Annotated in this window: 23 protein-coding genes and 1 pseudogene; 12 read left to right on the top strand and 12 right to left on the bottom strand. The window is 68.5% G+C overall.

What is annotated here, in order from left to right; translation table 11 throughout:
- Positions 1 to 49 precede the first annotated feature (49 nt).
- The 3 genes from HHL10_RS24710 to HHL10_RS24700 are packed head-to-tail and all read right to left on the bottom strand — an operon-like array spanning position 50 to position 1,838.
- The gene (locus HHL10_RS24710; protein WP_169163072.1) at positions 50 to 313 is read right to left on the bottom strand and encodes a cation:proton antiporter domain-containing protein; all 264 of its coding nucleotides are present in this window, start codon (positions 311 to 313) and stop codon (positions 50 to 52) included.
- Positions 277 to 567: a hypothetical protein gene (locus HHL10_RS24705; RefSeq protein ID WP_169163071.1), complete on the bottom strand. Its 291-nt coding sequence runs from the start codon at positions 565 to 567 to the stop codon at positions 277 to 279. The genes HHL10_RS24710 and HHL10_RS24705 overlap by 37 nt, the downstream gene beginning before the upstream one ends.
- A gap of 8 nt (positions 568 to 575) precedes the next feature.
- Positions 576 to 1,838, bottom strand: a complete 1,263-nt coding sequence (locus HHL10_RS24700; protein WP_169163070.1) for a putative Na+/H+ antiporter — start codon at positions 1,836 to 1,838, stop codon at positions 576 to 578.
- A 411-nt stretch (positions 1,839 to 2,249) separates the two neighbouring features.
- Between HHL10_RS24700 and HHL10_RS24695 the strand changes: the two genes are divergently transcribed.
- From HHL10_RS24695 to HHL10_RS24685, 3 genes are read left to right on the top strand one after another with little or no spacing between them, the layout of a single operon-like run.
- A complete protein-coding gene (locus tag HHL10_RS24695) occupies positions 2,250 to 3,098 on the top strand; it encodes a DUF3014 domain-containing protein (protein ID WP_169163069.1) in 849 nt (282 codons plus the stop codon).
- Positions 3,099 to 3,104: 6 nt separating this feature from the next.
- Entirely contained in the window at positions 3,105 to 4,298 is a 1,194-nt protein-coding gene (locus HHL10_RS24690; RefSeq protein WP_169163068.1) for a cation:proton antiporter, read from the top strand.
- A gap of 1 nt (position 4,299) precedes the next feature.
- Positions 4,300 to 5,415, top strand: coding sequence for a YbdK family carboxylate-amine ligase (locus tag HHL10_RS24685; RefSeq protein ID WP_169163067.1), 1,116 nt, complete (start codon positions 4,300 to 4,302; stop codon positions 5,413 to 5,415).
- A 51-nt stretch (positions 5,416 to 5,466) separates the two neighbouring features.
- On the opposite strand, the gene HHL10_RS24680 is transcribed toward HHL10_RS24685, so the two are convergent.
- A complete protein-coding gene (locus HHL10_RS24680; RefSeq protein ID WP_169163066.1) occupies positions 5,467 to 5,664 on the bottom strand; it encodes a hypothetical protein in 198 nt (65 codons plus the stop codon).
- Positions 5,665 to 5,811: 147 nt separating this feature from the next.
- Between HHL10_RS24680 and HHL10_RS24675 the strand changes: the two genes are divergently transcribed.
- The 5 genes from HHL10_RS24675 (at position 5,812) to HHL10_RS24655 (ending at position 9,738) form a co-directional block, all read left to right on the top strand.
- Positions 5,812 to 6,081, top strand: coding sequence for a hypothetical protein (locus HHL10_RS24675; protein ID WP_169163065.1), 270 nt, complete (start codon positions 5,812 to 5,814; stop codon positions 6,079 to 6,081).
- Between the two features lie 140 nt (positions 6,082 to 6,221).
- Entirely contained in the window at positions 6,222 to 7,577 is a 1,356-nt protein-coding gene (locus HHL10_RS24670; RefSeq protein ID WP_169163064.1) for a DUF2254 domain-containing protein, read from the top strand.
- Positions 7,574 to 8,431, top strand: coding sequence for a DUF1840 domain-containing protein (locus HHL10_RS30735; RefSeq protein WP_235971781.1), 858 nt, complete (start codon positions 7,574 to 7,576; stop codon positions 8,429 to 8,431). Before HHL10_RS24670 ends, HHL10_RS30735 begins: the two co-directional genes overlap by 4 nt.
- Positions 8,432 to 8,932: 501 nt before the next feature.
- Positions 8,933 to 9,313: a hypothetical protein gene (locus HHL10_RS24660; RefSeq protein ID WP_169163063.1), complete on the top strand. Its 381-nt coding sequence runs from the start codon at positions 8,933 to 8,935 to the stop codon at positions 9,311 to 9,313.
- Between the two features lie 92 nt (positions 9,314 to 9,405).
- On the top strand, positions 9,406 to 9,738 hold the full coding sequence (locus tag HHL10_RS24655; RefSeq protein WP_169163062.1) for a four-helix bundle copper-binding protein: 333 nt from the start codon (positions 9,406 to 9,408) through the stop codon (positions 9,736 to 9,738).
- 197 nt (positions 9,739 to 9,935) lie between these two features.
- On the opposite strand, the pseudogene HHL10_RS30300 reads toward HHL10_RS24655, so the two are convergent.
- A pseudogene (locus HHL10_RS30300) lies at positions 9,936 to 10,151 on the bottom strand (hypothetical protein); the annotation flags it as partial.
- A 186-nt stretch (positions 10,152 to 10,337) separates the two neighbouring features.
- Between HHL10_RS30300 and HHL10_RS30295 the strand changes: the two are divergent.
- The gene (locus tag HHL10_RS30295) at positions 10,338 to 10,847 is read left to right on the top strand and encodes a MarR family winged helix-turn-helix transcriptional regulator (RefSeq protein WP_205833199.1); all 510 of its coding nucleotides are present in this window, start codon (positions 10,338 to 10,340) and stop codon (positions 10,845 to 10,847) included.
- A complete protein-coding gene (locus tag HHL10_RS31415; RefSeq protein ID WP_169163061.1) occupies positions 10,844 to 11,014 on the top strand; it encodes an ISAzo13-like element transposase-related protein in 171 nt (56 codons plus the stop codon). Before HHL10_RS30295 ends, HHL10_RS31415 begins: the two co-directional genes overlap by 4 nt.
- 203 nt (positions 11,015 to 11,217) lie before the next feature.
- On the opposite strand, the gene HHL10_RS24640 is transcribed toward HHL10_RS31415, so the two are convergent.
- From HHL10_RS24640 to HHL10_RS24630, 3 genes are all read right to left on the bottom strand, one after another.
- Entirely contained in the window at positions 11,218 to 12,273 is a 1,056-nt protein-coding gene (locus tag HHL10_RS24640; protein ID WP_169163060.1) for an MBL fold metallo-hydrolase, read from the bottom strand.
- A gap of 41 nt (positions 12,274 to 12,314) precedes the next feature.
- The gene (locus HHL10_RS24635; protein WP_169163059.1) at positions 12,315 to 13,499 is read right to left on the bottom strand and encodes a multidrug effflux MFS transporter; all 1,185 of its coding nucleotides are present in this window, start codon (positions 13,497 to 13,499) and stop codon (positions 12,315 to 12,317) included.
- A 78-nt stretch (positions 13,500 to 13,577) separates the two neighbouring features.
- A complete protein-coding gene (locus HHL10_RS24630; RefSeq protein ID WP_310734671.1) occupies positions 13,578 to 14,216 on the bottom strand; it encodes a MarR family winged helix-turn-helix transcriptional regulator in 639 nt (212 codons plus the stop codon).
- Positions 14,217 to 14,413: 197 nt separating this feature from the next.
- On the opposite strand from HHL10_RS24630, the gene HHL10_RS24625 reads away from it, so the two are divergent.
- The gene (locus tag HHL10_RS24625; RefSeq protein WP_169163058.1) at positions 14,414 to 15,853 is read left to right on the top strand and encodes an NAD-dependent succinate-semialdehyde dehydrogenase; all 1,440 of its coding nucleotides are present in this window, start codon (positions 14,414 to 14,416) and stop codon (positions 15,851 to 15,853) included.
- Positions 15,854 to 16,224: 371 nt separating this feature from the next.
- A complete protein-coding gene (locus HHL10_RS24620; protein ID WP_169163057.1) occupies positions 16,225 to 17,280 on the top strand; it encodes a GlxA family transcriptional regulator in 1,056 nt (351 codons plus the stop codon).
- A gap of 31 nt (positions 17,281 to 17,311) precedes the next feature.
- Here HHL10_RS24620 and HHL10_RS24615 read toward each other — a convergent pair whose 3' ends face one another.
- The 4 genes from HHL10_RS24615 to HHL10_RS24600 form a co-directional block, all read right to left on the bottom strand.
- Positions 17,312 to 17,782, bottom strand: a complete 471-nt coding sequence (locus HHL10_RS24615; RefSeq protein ID WP_169163056.1) for a hypothetical protein — start codon at positions 17,780 to 17,782, stop codon at positions 17,312 to 17,314.
- 252 nt (positions 17,783 to 18,034) lie between these two features.
- Entirely contained in the window at positions 18,035 to 18,451 is a 417-nt protein-coding gene (gene folB, locus HHL10_RS24610; protein WP_169163055.1) for a dihydroneopterin aldolase, read from the bottom strand.
- A 194-nt stretch (positions 18,452 to 18,645) separates the two neighbouring features.
- Positions 18,646 to 19,329 carry a sarcosine oxidase subunit gamma gene (locus HHL10_RS24605; RefSeq protein WP_169163054.1) on the bottom strand — a complete coding sequence of 228 codons (684 nt, stop codon included), beginning with the start codon at positions 19,327 to 19,329 and terminating at the stop codon, positions 18,646 to 18,648.
- Positions 19,322 to 20,834 (bottom strand): glycine cleavage T C-terminal barrel domain-containing protein (locus tag HHL10_RS24600; protein ID WP_310734670.1); only part of this gene is annotated, 1,513 nt, incomplete at its 5' end. The genes HHL10_RS24605 and HHL10_RS24600, both read right to left, overlap by 8 nt.

Here is a 20,834-nt window from a genome sequence, read left to right as displayed (position 1 = left end):
GAACCCGAAGGCGGCATGAGTTGAGGCCGGGATGGCCTTCGGCAGGCTGTCACGACCCGCCGGCGTTGGTCCACGGTGCAGCCTCGTGCGCCGTGGGTACGCCCGGAGCGGACTGGCACATGGAGGCTTTGACGACCTTGCCAATGGACAGGCCCTGCACCAGCACGGAGATCACGACCACCGCGCAGGTCAGCGGGACTAGCAGGTCACGCCCGGTACCCGAGGGTATCGACAGCGCCAGCGCCAACGAGATGCCCCCGCGCAGGCCACCCCAGGTCAGCCCCGGCCCGTGCCGCGCGGCAGCTTGAACCACCCGGGCGCGAGCCCGACGGGCAGGCCCACCGTCTGGGCCCGGGCCAGCAGCGTGACGGCCAGGGCCACCACCACCGCGGACCACATGCCCGGGCCGAAGGGGATCAGGATCACCTCCATGCCGATGAGCACGAACAGCACCGCGTTCAGGATTTCGTGGATCAGCTCCCAGAACACATCCACGTACCGTTGCGTGGTCTGCGACATGCCCAGCGTCCGGCCGTGGTTGCCCACGACCAAGTCAGCGGGGGCCAAGCCTGACGCTACAGTATCCGGAACGCCAGCATTGCCACGAGCGTGGGCGGCAGCGCGGCGGCCAGCAGTCCCAGTGGATTGATGGTCTGGTCCTCGAAGCTGTGACGCAGGATGGCCACGCCGGCCGGGTTGGGCGCGTTGGCGATGACGGTCAGCCCGCCGCCCGTGACGGCGCCGGCCACCAGGGCCACCTTGAACTCGTCGCTCAGGCCCTCCACCAGGGAGCCCAGATAGGTCAGCGCGGCGTTGTCGGTGATGGCCGTGAGGGCCGTGGCGCCGAAGAACACGGCGGTGGCGTCCATGCTCATGAGGATCGGCTGCAGCCACCACTGCTGCAAGCCACCCAGGACCACGAGTCCGGCCAGGAAGAAAGCCACCAGCAGTGCCTCGCGCAGGATCAGGCGATCCTGGTGGCGCTGGTAGGCCGTGGCGAAGCCCATGAAGAACAGGAACAGCCCCATGAACGCGGCCGGATGGTGCGCGAACACCACCACTCCGAACAGGAAGGCCAGGTGCACGAGGATGACGCTCCAGGGCACCGGTTGCACATTGCCATTCGTGCCGGCGCTGGCGCCCATGCGGCTGAACTCGCGCCGGAACAGCAGCGCCGCCGCCGCAGCATTCACGACCACGGCCAGTGCCGCCTTCCAGCCGAAGGTCGTGACCATGAAAGCCATGTCCCAGTTCCACTTGCCCGCCACCATCAGCACCGGCGGGGCGGCAAAGGGCGTAAGCGTGCCGCCGATGGAAACGTTGACGAACAGCACGCCCACGGTGGCGTACTTGAGCCGCGTGCTCACCGGCGCGGCGAACACGCCGCCACGCAGCATCAGCGCGGCCAGCGTCATGGCGGCAGGCTCGGTGATGAAGGAGCCCAGCAACGGCACGAAGGCCAGCACCACGAAGTAAGCCGACACACCGGGCGCGAGCGGGATGAGCCGCGTCACCAGGCGCACCACGCCGGCGGCGAACTGCAGGATCGGCCGGGTGCCCGCGATCACCATGATGGCGAACACGAACATCGGCTCGGTGAAGTTGCGCGAGTCCAGATAGGTCGTGGCCTCGTGCCTGCCGGCGAGCATGAGCATGAAGGCCATGAGCACCATGGCCCAGAAACCAAACACCACCTCCACCTCGCCAAGCAGGTGCCACAGCCCGGCATGACGAGGCTGGGTGTGGGCCAGGTGCTCGAAGACCTTGGTCGAGAAGGTATGGACGAGCGCCAATGCAAACAGGACGGCGGCGATCCACTCGATGGTGTTGGTCGGCATGGCAAGGTCGTGAGAAAGCCGCGCGGCGGCCCGACCTGCGCTGAAGACCTGCCGTAGCCCATGCAACCGCTGTGGCTGCTGGCGTCGACACCCGCGCGTACTTTAACCGACGGTGCCACCGGGGATGCCAAGGCGGCAGCCGGTACGAGCGGTCAAACGACAGCCCGGCCGCCAAGCCCGGCCAGGACAGCGACATCGCGGAACGCGCCATCTGCTGCTCGCCCACCCGGCGCACGGTCTCGTAGATGAGTGGAGCACCCTGCAAGGTGCCGCGGAACGCGGTCGGGCTTGCGCAGGGCGACATGCAGTGCGGCCGCGCACAGGCGCGCCGTCCGACCCGCTGGCAACCGGTTGTACATTCGTACAAATGAACACTTGCTTGCCGGCCTTCAATGGCGATGGAGGGCTGTCATGAAGCCCATGGGTCGTGTCCTGTCCGCGGGCGCCATCGTCGCCGCGGCCGCGGCGGCAGCGCTGCTGTGGCGCAGCCATGAGGAGGCCGCGCCGCCCGAGCCCGCCCAGCCCGCTTCCGAGGCGGCGTCCGAGCCGCCGTCCGTGGCCGCCAGTGCCGCATCGTCCGCTGCCGCGGCGGCCTCGCTGCCCGACGTGGGGCAGGGCGCCGAGGTGCCTGCCGCCGCCACGCCGCTGGCGGCGGCGGACATCGGCACGGCGCTGACCGATCTGATCGGCCGCAAGGCCGTCCTGACCTTCCTGCAGGTGGACGACTTCGCGCGCCGCCTGGTGGCCACCGTGGACAACCTGGGCCGCACCCATGCGCCGTCGCGGCTGTGGCCGGTCAATCCGACGCCGGGCCGCTTCATGGTGGAGGCGCATGAGGGCGACACCGCCATCGCCGCCGACAACAGCCTGCGCTACACGCCCTTCGTGCTGCTGGTGGAGACGGTGGACGTGGCGCGCGCGGTGGACTTGTACGTGCGCCTGTACCCTGAGCTGCAGAAGAGCTACGAGGCGCTGGGCTATCCGCACGGCTACTTCAACGACCGCCTGCTGCAGGTGATCGACCAGTTCCTGGCCACACCGGATGCCCAGCAGCCGATCCGCGTGCAGCTCACCGAGGTCAAGGGCCCGATACCGGCCGAGCAGCCCTGGACCCGCTACGAGTTTGCCGACCCCGAGCTGGAGGCACTGTCGGCCGGCCAGAAGCTGCTGCTGCGCACGGGCGAGGTCAATGCCCGGCGCCTCAAGGCCAAGCTGGCGGAGTTCCGCAAGGAACTGCTGCGGCGCATGAGCCCACGGTGACGCGCGGTGGAAAGCTTCGAACAACTCTTCGTCACCACGGAGCTGGGCTGGCCGCTGCTGCTGGCATTGGCCTGGGTGGTGGGCGAGATCGGGCACCGCTGGACGACGCTGCCGCGCATCAGCCTGTATGCGCTGGTGGGCTTCGTGTGCGCGCAACTGCGCGGCACGCTGCTGCCCACGGTGGGCGACAACACCGGCATGCTGCTGGCCAACATCTCGTTCGGGCTGATCCTGTTCGAGTTCGGCTATCGCATCAACCTGCGCTGGCTGCGCACCAATCCCTGGCTGGGCGCGACGGGACTGCTGGAGGCGACGGCGACGTTCCTGGTGGTCTATGCCCTGGCGCGCGCCTGGGGCGCGCCCACGCTGACGGCGCTGCTGCTGGCCGCGCTGTCGATGTCCACCTCGCCCGCAGCCGTGATGCGCGTGGTCAACGAACAACGTTGCTCCGGGCAGGTGACGGAGCGGCTGCTGCACCTGGCCGCACTCAACTGCGTGCTGTCGGTGTTTGTTTTCAAGGTCGTCGTGGGCTTCTGGGCCTTCGAGAGCTCCGGCAATGTCTGGCACGCGGTGTCCAGCAGCGCGCTGGTGCTCGTCGCCTCGGCGCTGCTGGGCAGCGTGTTCGGCCTGGGCATGCCGGCGCTGCTGCGTCACCTGGGCCCGGCAAGTCGGGACTCGACCGTGGCCTTTGCCGTGGCCGTGATCCTGCTGGTCGGCATCACGCATGCCTTCAAGCTCTCGCCGCTGCTGGCGGCGCTGGCTTTCGGCCTGGTGGCGCGCCACCGGCGCATCGTGCTGACGCAGACGCAGCGCAACTTCGGCGCGCTGGGCGAGCTGCTGGCGGTGGCGCTCTTCACCTACACGGCCATGACGCTGGAGTGGCGCCGGGTCGTGGCCGGCCTGGGACTGGCGCTGGCCCTGGTCGTGCTGCGTTCGCTGGTCAAGGTGGTGTGCGTCACGGCGCTGGCGCGCGCCAGCGGCAGCTCCTGGCGCAAGGGCGCGCTGACCGGGCTGGCGCTCACGCCCATCTCCGTGTTCGTGATCCTGCTGCTGGACCAGACCCGTTACCTGGGCATCGACCTGCTCGATCAGCTCGCGCCGCTGGCCGCGGCGACCTTGCTGCTCGAATTCGTGGGCCCGGCGGTGACGCAGCGTGCGCTGCGCCGCGCCGGCGAATGCCGCGACATGGAGGAGGCCTGACATGCCCCTGGAACCTTTCAAGGCTTCCGCGCCACTGACGCTGGGCGTGGAGCTGGAGTTGCAACTGGTGTCGCTCAGCGACTTCGACCTGGTCGAGGCCAGCCCCGACATGCTGGAACTGATGCAGCGCCGGCGCTTCCCCGGCCATGTCGTGCCCGAGATCACCGAGAGCATGATCGAGGTGTCCACGGACGTGCAGGTGGACCATGGCGGCCTGCTGCGCCAGCTGCGCGACATCCGGGACGCGCTGCTGGCGGCCGGCGACATGCTCAACGTCGGCGTGTGCGGCGGCGGCACGCACCCGTTCCAGCAGTGGAACGAGCGCCGCATCTACTCGAAACCGCGCTTCAAGGAGGTGTCGGCGCTGTACGGCTACCTGGCCAAGCAGTTCACGATCTTCGGCCAGCACGTGCACGTGGGCTGCCGCAGCGGCGACGAGGCGCTGTTCCTGCTGCACTCGCTGGGCCGCTACATCCCGCACTTCATCGCGCTGTCGGCCTCCTCGCCCTTCGTGCAGCGCAACGACACGCTCTTCCACTCGGCGCGGCTGAACTCGGTGTATGCCTTCCCCTTGAGCGGGCGCGCACCCTTCGTGCTGCACTGGGACGAGTTCGAGAGCGGCTACTTCGCGCACATGGAGCGCACGGGCATCGTCAAGAGCATGAAGGATTTCTACTGGGACATCCGGCCCAAGCCGGAGTTCGGCACCATCGAGCTGCGCGTGTGCGACACGCCGCTGACGGTGGAGCGCGCGGCGGCGCTGGCCGGCTACCTGCAGACACTCTGCCACGGCCTGCTGGAGCGCACGGACGCGCCGCCCGAGGAGCAGGACTACCTCGTCTACAACTACAACCGCTTCCAGGCCTGCCGCTTCGGCCTGGACGGCACGCTGGTCGATCCCAAGAGCTACGCGTCGCGCTCGCTGCGCGAGGACATCCAGGCCACGCTGCAGCGGCTGGAGGCGCATGCCGACACGCTGGGCTCGCGTGCCGCGCTCGAGCACATCCGTGAGCTGACCGCCGTGGGCAACGACGCCTCGTACCTGCGCGGCCAGTACCGGGAGCGCGGCAGTGCCGAAGGGATGGTGGAGGCCGCCATCGAGGGCTTCAGGCCCTGAGGCCGTGGCGGCCTGGCGTGCCGGCCCCGCATCGCGGTCCGGCCGCCGTGCTCAGCCACGTTGGTCGCTGCGCTGGCTGCCCTGGTCGTTGCCCTGGCGCTCCTCGGTCAGGGCGCCCGTCGGGTCGCCGGCGGGCCCCGTGCGGGTCATGCCGGGCGGGTGTTGCCCCTGGCCGGTGGACTGGCTCTGCTGGCCGCTCTTCGTGCCGCTGCTGGATTGATCCCGTTGCTGCTGCTGGTTGCTGCCCATGTTCGGCTCCTCAATGAGGTTGCAGGGACCAGGGCGCAGCAATGGACATACCGCCCAAGCCGGGCCACCGAAGCCCCTGGCGCAGGGCATCCGCCCCGGGCCCGGGAACCATGCTCGCTTTCCAGGGCGTCCACCGCGAGGCTCACGATGCAACTGTTCGGTTTCCGTCTGGTCGGCATCAACGAGGTCACGGGCCACAAGCTGCTGCTCACGCTGATACTGATTGCCGTGCTGGCGCTGTTGGGCTTGGCGCTGGCGCCCGTGCGGGGCACCGGGTGGCGTTTCGCCTCGGCCTGCGCGCCCCGTACGTGCGCCAGCGTCGAGCCCAGCGCCACCGTGACGATCGGGCCGAAGGCATTGAGCCTGGACAGGGTGCGCTTGCCCGTGACGCGCAGCAGCAGCACCAGCGCCAGGTAGGCCAGCGTGCCGAGGATGAGGATGCGCGCCAGCGGCATCCAGCCGTCGAGGAACTTGTCGTGGCCTTCACGCAGTGGGCTTGCGGGCCGTGACCAGCAACGCGCATACCGCGGGCGCAAGGCTTGCCCGCGCGCGGGGCCATGAGCCCCATCCGCGGACTGTGGTTGCGCCTGCAGGCGAGCCTGTGGTTCGTGCCGACGCTGGTCGTGGCCGGCTGCATGGCGCTGGCGGTGCTGCTGGTGGAGTCGCACGGCTGGGTGGAGGCCGACCTGGCGGCGCGCTGGCCGCGCCTGTTCGGCGCCGGCACCGACGGCGCGCGCAGCATGCTCTCGGCCATCGCCACCTCGATGATCACGGTGGCCGGCGTGGTGTTCTCGGTGACGATCGTGGCGCTGTCGCTGGCGTCGAGCCAGTACTCGCCGCGGGTGCTGCGCAACTTCATGAGCGACCGCCCGACGCAGCTGGTGCTGGGCATGTTCGTGGGCATCTTCGCCTACTGCCTGGTGGTGCTGCGCACGGTGCGCAGCGACGACGATGGGCCGGGCTTTCTGCCCTCGCTGGCGGTGATGGGCGGCGTGGTGCTGGCGCTGTTCGGCGTGGCGATGCTGATCTACTTCATCCACCACGTGGCCACGTCGATCCAGGTGTCCTCGATCCTGCAGCGCATCGCCCGCGACACCGGCGAAGCCATCGACCGGCTGTTCCCCGAAGCGCTGGGGCGGGGGCTGCCGGCTGACGAATCCTGCCTGGACGAGTTGCCGACGCGCTGGCACGACGTGCCTGCGCCGGCCACCGGCTACCTCGTCGGCGTGGATGACGACGGCCTGCTAACCCTGGCCTCACGGCTCGGCCGCGTGGTGCAACTGGCGCACTGCATCGGCGACTTCGTGATCGAGGGCCAGCCCCTGGTGCGCGTGAGCGGCGGGTATCCCCTGGACGGGCCCGAGGCACGGGCGCTGTGCGGGCTGTTTGCCGTGCAGCCGCAGCGCACGGTGCACCAGGACGCGGCCTACGGCCTGCAGCAGATCGTGGACGTGGCGCTCAAGGCGCTGTCGCCGGGCATCAACGACCCGGCCACGGCGCTGATGTGCATCGACCACCTGGGCGCGCTGCTGCTGCGCCTGGGCGGTCGCCGCATTCCTTCGCCCTGCCGCAGCGACGGCGGAGGCCTGCGCGTGGTGGCCCGGGGGCCGGGCTTCGAGGACCTGGCGGCCCTGGCGCTGGACCCCATCGCGGAGCACGCCCGCGGGGAAACCGCGGTGCTGGGCAAGCTGCTGCACACGCTGTCGATGCTCGGTGCCGGACTGCGCGATCCGCGGCAACTGCACGCGCTGCGCCGGCGTCTGGCGCTGCTGTGCGAGGCGATCGCGCACGGCGTGGACACCCCGGCGCGGCGCGAGCCGCTGCTCGAGCGCGCCCGGATGCTGGGGCTGCGGCTGCAGGAGCGCGAAGCGGATGCGAAGGCGCATGGCCCGATTCCGGAGCGGGAGACATGAACGATCCGTTGCGCCAGTGGGCGGTGCGCGCACTGGTGGCCGCCGGCGTCACGGCCTTCGTCGCCGTGCTCGTGCTGCTGTTGTGGCCGGCCATCGACGTGCTGCTGCTGGCGATGTTCCTGCACGGGCAGGGCCTGCATCGCCACACCGGGCTGGGGCAGGGCTGGGTGCTGGCGGCCGTCACGCTGGGGCTGCTGCTGGCGGGGGCGGGTGCGGCGCTGCTGGCCCCGGATGTCGCCGGCCAGATCGACGAGCTGAGGCGGGAGCTGCTGCGGGCCGTCGCCCGGCCACGCAGCGCATCGAGCGCTACGAATGGGGGCGTGCGTTGCTCGAACAGGCCCGGGACCTGGACGGCCTGCCCGGGGACCGGACCGACATCGCGGGAACAGCGACTGCGGTGCGATTGCAGGCACCGTCCTTGCCGTCGGCTGGATCGGCATCCTGCGCCGGACCATGCGTGGCACTCCAGCAGTTACGGTCATGAGGTGCCGGTGCCCGACGACCCTTTCAGCACGAGGACAAGCCAAGCGATGCTCTACAAGTTCAAGTCCAAGGCAGCAGGCGACGTGGTGATGCTGGGCCAGAGTGGCGACCAGATCCTGCGGCTGCTGGGTCGAGAGCCGGCGCCCCAAGGGATTTTCGAAGTCGCCGACATGCCCGCGCTGCGCGCTGCGCTGCAGCAGGCGGTGGATGCGGAAGAAGCCGAACGTGCTCAGGCCCAAGCCGGCGCTGCAGCCGAAGGTCGGCAGCTCCCGGCGCAGGAGAGCGTCGGCCTGCGCCAGCGGGTGTGGCCGCTGCTGGAAATGATGAAGTACGCCCAAGCTGCCAATGAACCGATCGTCTGGGGCGTGTAGCCGTCAGGGCGAACGGCGGCGTTACCGCGCGGGGTGACCTCGGGGGACGGACCCAAGACTGAACGGTGCGTTCGCCCCGCGCGCTCCTTGCTGTCCCATGGCAGTGGGCGTGGCCCGCGTGGGCTTTGCTGGTCGCGCTCCAGGCATGCGGCTCATCGGCTTGTTCGCAGGGCACGCGCTCGACCTGCACGGTGGCGTGGTGGATGCCCCAGCGCTGGGCGGGCACATCGCGCACGCACCGCATCAGCGCGAAGCCGTCCTGCGTGTCCAGGGCACAGACCGCGTGCACGCTCAGGCTGGTCTTGCCCCGTTGCACCGCCGCCTGCAAACCGCTGGGCCGCGTCCCGCGCGGCACCTCACAGCCGCACGGGATGCTCCCGGGTATCCGGGCGCGGCGGAACATGTTTTGCTCGCGTCCGTGTTGTATGGGCCACCATGCATGGGCCGTCGCACCGAGGGCCGCAGTCTGGATGTACCCACAACCATTTGCCGCACCTGACCATGCTGGCCCGATTACGCCATCGCTCCCTGCAGCGCGCGCTGGCCGCGCTGCTGGTGGGGGCGTTGCTGTCGGTCGCCGGTGCGGCGCACGCTTGCAAGACCGTGCAGCTGCTGTCCCTGGCAGGCGTCGCGGCGGCGAGCCTGCATGCGGTGCCTGAGACAGCGCACGCTCACGACGTCGCCATTGGCGCCGCGGCGCACCAGCCGGCCGACTTGCTGCGGCATGGCGGCCCTTGTCATCTCCTGATTGCCGTGGCGCTGCCCACTGGCGAGAGCCAGCTCGGGAATGCCGCGCTGCCCACATCCTGGCCGGCGGCACCGGCCCCGGGCTTCAGCTCGCGCATCTGGCCGCCGCCCAAGCACCGGCCGCGCGCCGCGTGATGTGTCTCTGAAGCTGCCGCGCCGGGGCCTCCCGCGCGGCCCACTCCCCGTGTCAACGGCCGGCGCATGCCGGCCCCTTCAGGAGATTCATCATGGCCCACGAGAAGTACCAAGCCTGCGTCCAGGCCTGCAACGACTGCGCCGACGCCTGCGACCACTGCGCCACCGCCTGTCTGCAGGAGCAGGACGTGCAGATGATGGCGCGCTGCATCGCGCTGGACATGGACTGCGCAGCCATCTGCCGGCTGGCCGCAGGCTACATGTCACGCGACAGCCAGTTTGCGGCCCAGCTCTGCCGGCAATGCGCCGACGTGTGCCAGGCCTGCGGCGACGAGTGCGCGAAGCACCAGCACGACCACTGCCAGGCCTGCGCGCAGGCGTGCCGGCGTTGCGCCGAGGAGTGCCGCCGCATGGCCGCGGCGTGACACGCCGACGGCTGTTTTGTAAGCGCCAAAGGCGCATGAGCATTTGTGCAAATCTTGCCGCAGCAGCTTCCGCGGCCGCGTACCGTCATTGAACGGTACGCGGCCGCGGCCAGCGTCCGGGTCTGCGAGCTGTCAATCCTGCTCGCCTCCCACAGCCCCTCCATGGTGGCAACGTCGGTGGGCTGGTGCTCCGGGGTGTTGAGGCCGTGCAGGTCGCCCGGCACGGTTTGCAGCGGCACGGCCACGCTGAGGAAGTCCAGCGCCATCTTCAGCATCACGCGGCTCTCCGGAACATGACGCCAGCCTGTGCTGGTAGTGCGCCGCCACGCCCAGGATGACCAAGCCGGTGGAGGCCAAAATGGCCGTGCCACGACCCAGGCGAACTGCAGGCGTGACAGCAGCAAGGCGTCCATGGGCGAAGCCCCTTCATGCGGCGACGCACGAAGGGGCAACCCCCGTATCTCAAGCCGCGAGTACATCCAGCGGCCGCACGGCCACCGGCTGCCCCGGGTCGCGGCGCGCAGGCACCGGTTTACCGGGACAATGACGCCGACGGTTCCGCTGCCGCTACCAGCCACTCTTACACCACGTCTCGTCGCATGCCCACAGCACGTAGTCCGAAATCCGCCCCGGTGCAGCAGTCCAGGCACGACGAGCTTGCCGGAGAGGTCCTGCGCCAGTTCCGACAGGTGTTCAACGCCGTCAAGACCCACTTCCAGCAGGTCGAGAGGACGGTCGGCCTGGGAGGCGCGCAGGTATGGGCGCTCAGCGTGATTCGCGACCATGCCGGCATCCGGGTCACCGAGCTGGCCCAGGCGATGGACATCCACCAGTCCACCGCCAGCAACCTCGTCAAGGGCCTCATCGAGCGGGACTTGGTCGAGTCGGTCAAGGACGGCCCGGACAGGCGGGTGGTCCGGCTCAAGCTCAAACCCGCCGGCGCCAACGCGCTCAAGGCCGTGCCGGGCCCCTTCGAGGGGGTGCTGCCCAACGCGCTCCATGCCATGGATGCCGCGACGCTCAAGCGGCTTCATGCGGACCTGAGGGCTTTGCTCGCCGTGCTCCACGCCGATGAGGAGGCGGCCCAGGTGCCCCTGGCCGAGATGTGATCCCTTCGCACAGCCCAGGCAGCAGCGAGACGAGCAGTTCCGCCACATGCTCTAAGTGGAATCCCACCGAGCACCGGCTCTTCAGCCACATCAGCATGAACCGGGCGGGCGAGCCGCTGCGCAGCTTCGAGTTGATGCCGCGCCTACATCGAGGGCACGACGGCTAGCACAGGGCTTACCGTCGGGGCCGATCTCGTGCGTGGTGGAAATGAACTCGGCGAACGCGTCACCAACGAAGAGATGAAGCAGCTACGCCTGCAATACCACTCGTTGTGTCCGCAATGCAACTGCACGCCGGGGCCTCGTCCGCTGCGCCAGGTGGGGCCTTGCTGGCGAACCAGCAGTGCAATCAAGTCCGCTCTGGAACGCCTCACCACTGCAGCCTCTGCGACGGCGTGCGCTGGTACCAGGCGACGCCGTCGCGGATCTCTTTCCTGATCTCGCCCCGGTACGTCAGGTGATTGAGGCACGCGATGGCTTCCCCCGTAGCCAGTTGGAGGCGCATTGCGTCCGAGCCGTCAACGGGCTTGTTGAACAAGGCGGCGAACGTATCGGGCACACGCCGAGGTTGCTCCAGCGCGTCTCGCAGCCGGCTCAGGGCGGCGTTCTGGTCTTGGCGCAACTGCGCGATGCGGGCATGCAGGCCATGGAAGCAGTCGTTGTGAGAAGGCAGCACCAGGACGTCGTCGGGGATGCGCGACTGCAGGGTATCCAACGAGGCCATCCAGTCGCTCATCGGGTCGGCGTCCGGCTCTGTCGGATACACGGAGACGTTTGAAGAAATCCTGGGCAGCACTTGGTCACCCGAGATGAGCAGCCGCAGGTCTGGGCAGTACAGGCAGGCGTGCTCCGGCGAGTGGCCGCGGCCGATCACCACTTCCCAGTCGTGCCGACCGATGCGAATCACTTGGCCATCGACGAGGTGCCGGAAACTGTCCGGCAGGGCATGGACATGCTTGCCGAAGTTGCCGAAACGGACGCGGTAGTGCTCGAGGGCGGCCTCGTCCCAACCGGCCTCCCGGTAGAACTGCAGCGCTTCCGCCGGGGCTTCCCGGCACGTGTCCGATACCAGCGCACGGCAGCTCAGGTATTCCAGGCGAGAGATCCACATCCGCGCGTCGTACCTGCGCGTGAGCCAGCCCGCCATGCCGATGTGGTCGGGATGCATGTGCGTGATGAAGACGCGCGTGAGCGGTCGCTGCAGTGGCCCCGTGCCCAGGAAGCGTTCCCAGACGGCCACCGTTTCCTCGGTGCGAGCGCCTGTGTCCACCAGCGCCCAGCCCTCTCCGTCATCGAGAGCCCAGACGTTGATGTGGTTGAGACGGTACGGCAGGGGCAGCCGCAGCCAGCGCACCCCGGGCGCAACCTCCAGGAGGTTTCCGGGCTCGGGGGTGGGCAACGGGTAGGAGAGCGATGAATGAAGCATGTGATGGCAGGTCGCAGGGTTGGGTAGGAGATTGGCTCGGGTCAGCTTTCGACGGGCACGCCCCAGCGGAACACCGCCTGCGCCACGACGCCGGCACCGACCAGCACCAGCGCGGCGGAAATGCCGGGGTCGCTGCCCCAGCCCGCCAGCGCGCTGCACAGCGCGCCGATGGCCATCTGCGTGAAGCCGTAGAGGCCCGCTGCGGAGCCGGTGAGGCGTGGATCGACGCTGAGGGCCTTGGTGGACACGGCCGGGCTGCACAGCCCGGCGCCCATGGCATGGAAGCCCATGAGCACGGCCACGCCCCACGCCGACGGCTGCGCCATCCACGACATGGCCAGCAGCAGCAAGGTCGCGCTGGCCAGGCTCAACGCGCTGGCCCGGCGCATGAGCCGTGCTTGCTGCACCCGGCCCGCCAGCCGCGCGGCCAGCAGGTTGCCGATCGACATGCCGATGACTGGCGCCATCAGGTAGTAGCCCACCTCGTGCAGCGGGCGGTGCAGCCGCTCGCCGAAGATGAAGGGCGCCGCGGCCACGAAGGCGTAGAAAGCCGTGGTGGAGCAGCCGCCACCCAGGGTACAGGCCACGAACAGGCGCGAGCGCAGCAGCGTGCGGGCATCCGCGAGCAGCGAGGACCGGTGCGCAGGCTCCAGCAACGCCGGCCGGGTCTCGGGCAGGCGCACCCACACGGCCGCCAGCGCCAGTACGCCCAACAGCACGAAGCAGGCGCAGACCCAGCGCCAGCCCAGCGTGTCCGCCACCGCCGCGCCCAGCAGCGGCGCGATGCCGGGGCCGACCAGGGTGATCAGCCCCAGGGCCGCCAGCCGCTGCAGCGTCTCGGTGGGGCCACACGTGTCGCGCACGATGGCGCGCGCCAGCAGCAACCCGGCGCAGCCGCCCAGCGCCTGCAGCAGCCGCGCACCGAGCAGGACCTGCACCGTTGGCGCCCACAGGCACACCAACCCGGCCGCGGTGTAGAGCGCCAGCCCGGCCAGCAGCGTGGGGCGGCGGCCGAAGCGGTCCGACAGCGGACCGTAGAGCAGCTGCCCGAAAGCGAGCCCCAGGATGTAGAGGCTGATGGTGGACTGTGCCGCCGCCGGCGTGGCACGCAGCTCCCGCGCCACCAGCGGCAGCGCCGGCACGAACATGTGCATCGCCAGCGTGCCGCTGAAGGTCGCGAGCACGAGCAGCCACAGCGGCGGGGAAGGGTTACGCAGCGAGGTCATCGGACAATGTGCGGCGTCGCCTCGACGCCGCCGCGGCAGGACAAGACGGCACGGTCCCGGGGGCGGCGCGAAGAGGCCTCAGGCCATCCTGGGCTGCGTTGCCGGGACGGCCAGGGCTGCCTCCAGAGCGGAGAAGACGCGCAGCGTGGCCTCGATGTCGTCCTTGGCGGCCGTCTTGAACAGCTGGCGGCGCAGCAGGACCAGCGCTTCCTCCAGCCCCTGGGCGCATTCGCGCCCCGCCGGCGTCAATCGCAGGATGCGGGCGCGGCGGTCCTGCGGGTCTTCCTCGCGCAGCACGAGCCCTGCTTCCACGAGCTGGTCGATCACGCGCACCAGCGATGACGGCTCGATCTCCAGCGCCTCGGCCACCGATCCGGGGCGCGCGCCGTCCGGGGTGCGCCCGATCACCACCACCGGCCACGCCGTCGCATGCGACAACCCAAAGGCGGACGCTGCCTGGTCTGCCGCAGCACGGTAGGCGCGCGACAGGCGCAGCATGGCCCGCGTCAGCTGGCGCAGCATCATGTCATTATTTCGCATGCTAAATAATAGCCTGCCAAGTTCCAGGGCGTCAGGCCGGTGGCTTGTCCAGGCGCGTCCGACCTGCTGCGGGTGTGCGGCTCCACCGCCGGGCAGGGCGTCGGGCATGCGCGATAGGGTCAGGATGTCGCGATGGTCTCCGGCGGTGAAGACCTTGCCGGTGCCCACCTGGTCCACCGCCGTGGCCCAGGCCTTGGCCGGTGACGCCGGCAGCGGAGAATCGCTCCAGTCCTGGGACCCCGGTTGCCCATCAGATGCTCGTGGGACACGCGCATGCCAATTCGCAGCCGCTGCACATAGCCCGCGCGGCTTAGAGTGCGGCATGCAGGCATCCGCCAGCATTTCCTGGTGCAGCAAACCGTACGGGGACACCCTTGACTTATCCCAACACCCAACTCTTCATCAACGGCCAGTGGCTCGACGCCGCGGACGGCAAGACCCTGGCCGTGTTCAACCCGGCCACCGGGCAGGAGATCGGCCGCGTCGCCCATGCGGCCAAGGGCGACCTGGACAAGGCGCTCGATGCCGCGCAGAAGGGCTTCGAGACCTGGCGCGACATGACGGCCGCCGAGCGCAGCAAGATCATGCGCAGGGCCGCTGCCCTGATGCGCGAGCGTGCCGCCGAGATCGCCCCGCTGCTGACGCAGGAGCAGGGCAAGCCGCTGGCGGAGGCCAGGGGCGAAACCCTGGCCGCGGCGGACATCATCGAGTGGTTCGCCGAGGAAGGCTTTCGCATCTATGGCCGCATCGTGCCGCCGCGCGGCAACCTGGCGATCCGCCAGATGGTGCTCAAGGACCCGGTGGGCCCCGTGGCCGCCTTCACGCCCTGGAACTTCCCGATCAACCAGGTGGTGCGCAAGGTCAGCGCCGCGCTGGCCGCGGGCTGCTCCATGCTGGTCAAGGCGCCGGAAGAGACCCCCGCCGGCCCCGCCGCGCTGATCCGCGCCTTCGCTGATGCCGGCATCCCGCCGGGCGTGCTGGGGCTGGTCTACGGCGACCCGGCCGAGATCTCCGGCTACCTGATCCCGCACCCGGTGATCCGCAAGGTCACCTTCACCGGCTCCACGCCGGTGGGCAAGCAGCTCGCCGCGCTGGCCGGCCAGCACATGAAGCGCGTGACGATGGAGCTCGGCGGCCACGCCCCCGTGATCGTCTGCGAGGACGCCGACATCGCCCTGGCCGTCAAGTCCGCCGGCGCCGCCAAGTTCCGCAATGCCGGCCAGGTCTGCATCTCGCCCACGCGCTTCCTGGTGCACGAGAGCATCAAGGACGAGTTCGCGCAGCAGATGGTGAAGTACGCGCAGGGGCTCAAGGTGGGCGACGGCCTGGCCGAAGGCACGCAGATGGGCCCGCTGGCCAACCCGCGCCGCCTGGCCGCGATGGCGCAGTTCCACGAGGACGCGGTCCAGGCCGGCGCCCAGGTGCTGGCCGGCGGCAAGCGCATCGGCGAGGCCGGCAACTTCTGGGAGCCGACCGTGCTGGCCGACGTGCCGCTGCAGGCGAAGGTCTTCAACGACGAGCCCTTCGGCCCCGTCGCGGCAATCCGCTCCTTCGAGCGGCTGGAGGACGCGATCACGGAAGCCAACCGCCTGTCCTTCGGCCTGGCGGGCTACGCCTTCACGAAGTCGCTCAAGAGCGCCGACCTGCTCACGCGCCGCGTGGAAGTCGGCATGCTGTGGGTGAACATGCCGGCGATGCCCAGCGCGGAAATGCCCTTCGGAGGCATCAAGGACTCCGGCTACGGCTCCGAGGGCGGGCCCGAGGCGCTCGATGCCTACCTGAACACGCGCGCGGTGGCCGTCATGAACGTCTGAGCGCCCGCATCTGAAACAACGCCGCTGCGCTGGGCAGGTAGCGCAGCGGCGGCCCTCCTTGCATCAGTACGGCCCGGCTGCGGCTCCCCATGTACCCCCGCTCACCGACGAAGACACGCCAACAAACACGGCGTTCGATAGGAAAGCGGTCGACCCGGGTCACTGAACAAAAACGCTCTCAAGCGCTGGGCATGCACAGCGAACAGTGAACCGTTGAACGCAGCGCGGCCCTCCCGTGGTGACGGCTGCGCTGACGAAGCTAAGAGAAATCCCCTGTTTTGGATTTAATTTGACTGTTGTCAAATGCGGAATGTGTTTTTGAAGGGCATGGAGCCGCGCAAGCAGTCGCCCTGAACTTTGGTGCCAGTACCATGACCAAATCCCCGGCTGTTCCTTCTCCAACCCGGCGCTTCGGATTTTTGCTGCTGGAGAAGTATTCAATGATTGCCTTCGCTAATGCACTGGAAGTGTTGCGAATGGCAAATCTTCTGAGCCATCAGCCTCTGTACTCATGGACCGTAGCGACGATGGACGGCAGCACAAGCGCCGCGAGCAACGGTTTGACTGTCAACGAACACGGTGGTTTGGCGGAACTGGATTTGTGCGACGTGGTATTTGTCTGTGGTGGCGTGGAGGTGCAAAAGGCCATCACTGCCGAGTTGGTGCAGGACCTGCGCCGCCGTGTCGTCCGGGGGCAACCGCTGGGCGCACTTTGTACGGGTACGCATGCGTTGGCGGCAGCGGGGGTGCTGGATGGCTATCGTTGCGCAGTGCATTGGGAAAACCTGCTGGCTCTGCGCGAGTCTCACCCGCGAGTGCATTTCGCGCTCGAAGTTTATGTGGTGGATCGAGATCGAATCACGGCCTCGGGCGGTATTGCTCCATTGCACCTCATGATCAACCTGGTGAGGAGTCATCACGGCAATAAACTGGCCATGGAGATTTCAGAACAATTTATCGTTGACCGGGTTCGGGACCAGACCGACCAGCAAAAGCTGCCGCAGCCGGAGTTCGTGGGCCCAGGTTACGAGCATCTGGTCGAAGCCGCTGAGCTGATGGCGGCGAATATCGAGGAGCCGCTTTCTCTTTGCGAGATTGCTGCGGCCGCGGGGATTTCACTGCGCCAATTGGAGCGGCTGTTTCACCGTTATTACAACGTCACGCCTGCTCAACACTATTTGGCCCTGCGTTTGCGACGCGCCCGCGAGCTGCTGGCCCACACCAGTGCGCCCATCATGCATGTGACAGTGGCCTGTGGATTCCAGACGGCTTCGCATTTCTGCAAGGCTTATCGTGCCCTTTTTGGCCATTCGCCCAGCGATCATCGGCGGCAAGGCGGAGGGCAGGGCGCCGTGCATCTGGCGGGAGAAAACATCGCACCGCACAGGTTGGTGCCGGAACACCGCCCGCAGGAGCGGCCCCATTGACGGACGTGGCCCGCTCCAAACAGGGAAGTTTCTATACCTTCTTCAGGAGCATTTCAGAATCCGCGTTGATGATTTGCGACAGGCTTTGAGCTGTGCGAGCGCGTTCAGGCAGGGCCTGGGCAGAACCCTTTTTTAGACGGCATTGAGCCAAGTATTCCCGCCGGGCAATGCCACGCTCGATACCAATCAGTCCCTGCCGAGGAGGCGGACCTGCTTCGTAGAGGCCCACCCATGCCGAATCGATGTAGGCGTCCATTTCAAAGCAGCGAGCCAGGACGTCATTGACATGGTTCTCCAGCAAAGGACCACGGGGCCGTCCTGACCAGTCATCTTGCAACCATGCCACGAGTTGATCCCGGTTGAAGCAAGCTGCAGGTGCCATGGGATTTGCCGCTGCACGACCTTTGAGCACCACGCTGAGCAGCACGGGCTGGCGTTTCCCCTGATCAAGCATCAAATCCAGTGCAAGCCGCTCGATACGGACAGTCCAATTGGTAAGCATGAAAAGCCTATGTTTGCTGGAAACGGCATGAAAGGATGCGTTTCCTGGCATTGCGTTTCAGGGTCGCCGGTGCATTACTGTCTGCTTGCGCGGAGATGCACATAATTTCGGCTTTCAATTTCTTGGATACATACTGAGGGTGCGGTAGAGCAGACCTTTTGGTGAGAAGCCAATAAATACTTGGCCGGTACGCCCCGCGGTGTGCAAGTTCGTCGGTCGATCCCGATTTTGAAAAGTCCCGAACGCCGACACTCAAGCAGGCACCGGAAGGTTTGCTGTCCGACGGCGGTGCTCGGCGTGCTCCGGCAGCCGCTCGCGTTCCACCACGATGCCGACCTCGGCGCCGGGGTAGGGCGCCAACTTCATCAGTTCCAAACGCACGCGCGGCAGCCGGAACTCGTGCAGCAGCACGTCGGCCATGGTCTGCGCCATGGCTTCCACCAGTCGATGCGGCCGCGTCAGCGCAATCGTGCGCAGGCGCTCGATCACGGCGGCGTAGTCGATGGTGTCCTCCAGGTCGTCGCTGAAGCAGGCGTCGTCATGGGGCAGATCGAACTCCAGGTCAAGCACGATGGGCTGCGGCGCTGCCTTCTCCCAGGCGTACACGCCAATGCGGGCATCCATGGCCACGCGGCGCAGGACGATGCGGTTACGAAACGGGACGCTCATGGCAATACCAACTGAGGGAGGGCGGCTGCTGTTTCGAAGCAAGATCAGCGCTTGCGGCCGTGCCGACACGCGCTGGCATGTCGGACTTGAAACAACAACCGACTTCAATGCAAACCAAGGTGGGTCTTGGCATTGGTGGATGCCCGCCTTCGCGGGCATGACGTGCGTTGCTTCAGCAACTGTCGAGAGCCGGGTCAAGCCGGCTGCAGCTGCCGGCGCTGCGCTTCCGCGCCGCCCAGCAGCGGCGTGAGCAGCGCATCGGTGCAGGCGCGGGTGTCGGTGAGCTGCAGCCCGTAGGGCCGCGCGGTGCGCTCGACGAGGCGCCAGATGTAGTCGGCAAAGCTGCGTCGGAACACCAGGGTGACGCCCTGCGCGTCGCTGCGCAGCAGCGTGAAGCCGGCCTTGCTCATGACGGTGGAGACGCACTGGCCCACGGCCAGGCTCTCGAAGTCGTAGGGGCTCAGGTGGTGCATCAGCCGCAGGTGCTGCTTGCCGCTGATGCGCAGCGCCGTGAAGCCGCCGCTGTTGTCGGCCACCTGCGCGAAGCAGCCCCGCAGCGCTGCTTCGAGCGCCGCCACCAGGCGGTCGCGCTGCGAGCGTGCGCACAGCAGCCACCACTCGTCGGGCGACTGCCACAGCACCACGCCGGCGGCGCAGCGCAGCGCCGTGCGCGGTTTTGTCGGCAGCGGCGCGCCGATGACGCCGGCCACCGCGCTCATGAAGGCCACGTCGTCGGCGCGCCCGCGCAGCACGAGGTAGCCCAGGTGGGGCAGCTCCGCGGCCAGCAGCCCCGCGTCGCCGCGGCCGGCGGTGGGTTGCAGCTGGCACAGCGGCGAGCGCAGCGCGTCGGCCGCGACGGTGTAGGCAGGCTTAGGCATGTTGACGTTCCCCCTTGGGATCGATGAAGACGGTGGAGACAACCTTGACCGGCGTGACCCGCCCGCGCGCCATGGCGTACAGGCGCTGGCCCTCGCGCTGGGCGCCGCCGCGCACCACGGCCATGGCGATGGCGCGGCCGAGCTCGGGGCTGTGGTAGCTGCTGGTGACGTGGCCCAGCATCGGCGCGGGCAGCTTGGCGCTGGCGATGTTGGGGTCCTCGACGATCTGCGCGCCCTCGGCCAGCACCTGCTGCGGGTCCTCGGGCAGCAGGCCCACGAGCTGCTTGCGGTCGCTGCGCGCGGTGTCGCTGCGCGAGAGCGAGCGCTTGCCCAGGAAGCTGAAGGGCTTCTTCATGGACAGCGCCCAGCCCATGCCGAGGTCGTTGGGCGTCATGGAGCCGTCGGTGTCCTGGCCGACGATGATGAAGCCCTTCTCCGCGCGCAGCACGTGCATGGTCTCGGTGCCGTAGGGCGTGATGTCGAGGTCCGCGCCCGCGGCCATCACCGCCTCCCACAGCGCCTGGCCGTAGCCCGACTCGACGTTGAGCTCGTAGCTGAGCTCGCCCGAGAAGCTGATGCGAAACACCCGGCACTTGAGCCCGGCCACCGTGCCCTCGCGCCAGTCCATGAACTTGAAGGCTTCGCTCGAGAGGTCGATGTCGCTGCACAGGCGCGAGAGCACCTCGCGCGACTTCGGGCCCACCAGCGCCACGGTGGACCAGTGGTCGGTGACGGAGCTCATCCACACCCGCAGCTCGGGCCACTCCGTCTGGTGCCAGCGCTCGAGCCAGTTGAGCACCTTGGCCGCGCCGCCGGTGGTGGTGGTCATGTAGAAGCGCGTGTCGGAGATGCACGCCGTCACGCCGTCGTCCATGACCATGCCGTTTTCATCCAGCATCAGGCCGTAGCGGCACTTGCCCGGCGCGAGCTGGCTCCAGGCGTTGGAGTAGACGCGGTTGAGGAACTCGCGCGCATCGGGCCCGTCGATCTGGATCTTGCCCAGCGTGGAGGCGTCCATCACCGCCACGCCGGTGCGCGCGGCGCGGCACTCGCGCGCCACGGCCGCGTGCAGGTCCTCGCCCTTCCTGGCGAAGTACCACGGCCGCATCCACTGGCCCACGGGCTCCAGCGCGGCGCCGCGCGCGGCGTGGCTGGCGTGGATCGCCGTGGTGCGCACCGGGTCGAAGGTGGCGCCCTCCATGGTGCCGGCCAGCGCCCCCAGCGACACCGGCGTGTAGGCCGGGCGGTACGTGGTGGTGCTGACCTCGGAGACCGGGCGCTTGAGGGCCCGCGCGGTGATGACGAAGCCGTTGACGTTGGAGAGCTTGCCCTGGTCGGTGCCGAAGCCCAGCGCCGTGAAGCGCTTGACGTGCTCGATGTGCTGCCAGTTCTCGCGGATGGAGAGCTCGATGTCGGCGGCCGTGACGTCGTTCTGGTAGTCCACGAAGGCCTTGGCGCCCACGCCCTCGGGCTGGCCGTCGGGCACGCGGAACATGTGGCGCGGC

It is taken from the genome of Azohydromonas caseinilytica (genome assembly GCF_012927045.1).
Classification (GTDB): Bacteria; Pseudomonadota; Gammaproteobacteria; order Burkholderiales; family Burkholderiaceae_C; genus Azohydromonas; species Azohydromonas caseinilytica.
This window is presented reverse-complemented; position numbering and strand designations above follow the sequence as displayed.

Coding starts and splice junctions, on each gene's coding strand:
- HHL10_RS24700 (WP_169163070.1), bottom strand. CDS start 1,838: ATGCCGACCAACACCATCGAGTGGATCGCCGCCGTCCTGTTTGCATTG.
- HHL10_RS24695 (WP_169163069.1), top strand. CDS start 2,250: ATGAAGCCCATGGGTCGTGTCCTGTCCGCGGGCGCCATCGTCGCCGCG.
- HHL10_RS24685 (WP_169163067.1), top strand. CDS start 4,300: ATGCCCCTGGAACCTTTCAAGGCTTCCGCGCCACTGACGCTGGGCGTG.
- HHL10_RS24680 (WP_169163066.1), bottom strand. CDS start 5,664: ATGGGCAGCAACCAGCAGCAGCAACGGGATCAATCCAGCAGCGGCACG.
- HHL10_RS24675 (WP_169163065.1), top strand. CDS start 5,812: ATGCAACTGTTCGGTTTCCGTCTGGTCGGCATCAACGAGGTCACGGGC.
- HHL10_RS24670 (WP_169163064.1), top strand. CDS start 6,222: ATGAGCCCCATCCGCGGACTGTGGTTGCGCCTGCAGGCGAGCCTGTGG.
- HHL10_RS30735 (WP_235971781.1), top strand. CDS start 7,574: ATGAACGATCCGTTGCGCCAGTGGGCGGTGCGCGCACTGGTGGCCGCC.
- HHL10_RS24660 (WP_169163063.1), top strand. CDS start 8,933: ATGCTGGCCCGATTACGCCATCGCTCCCTGCAGCGCGCGCTGGCCGCG.
- HHL10_RS24655 (WP_169163062.1), top strand. CDS start 9,406: ATGGCCCACGAGAAGTACCAAGCCTGCGTCCAGGCCTGCAACGACTGC.
- HHL10_RS30295 (WP_205833199.1), top strand. CDS start 10,338: ATGCCCACAGCACGTAGTCCGAAATCCGCCCCGGTGCAGCAGTCCAGG.
- HHL10_RS24640 (WP_169163060.1), bottom strand. CDS start 12,273: ATGCTTCATTCATCGCTCTCCTACCCGTTGCCCACCCCCGAGCCCGGA.
- HHL10_RS24635 (WP_169163059.1), bottom strand. CDS start 13,499: ATGACCTCGCTGCGTAACCCTTCCCCGCCGCTGTGGCTGCTCGTGCTC.
- HHL10_RS24620 (WP_169163057.1), top strand. CDS start 16,225: ATGACCAAATCCCCGGCTGTTCCTTCTCCAACCCGGCGCTTCGGATTT.
- HHL10_RS24615 (WP_169163056.1), bottom strand. CDS start 17,782: ATGCTTACCAATTGGACTGTCCGTATCGAGCGGCTTGCACTGGATTTG.
- folB (WP_169163055.1), bottom strand. CDS start 18,451: ATGAGCGTCCCGTTTCGTAACCGCATCGTCCTGCGCCGCGTGGCCATG.
- HHL10_RS24605 (WP_169163054.1), bottom strand. CDS start 19,329: ATGCCTAAGCCTGCCTACACCGTCGCGGCCGACGCGCTGCGCTCGCCG.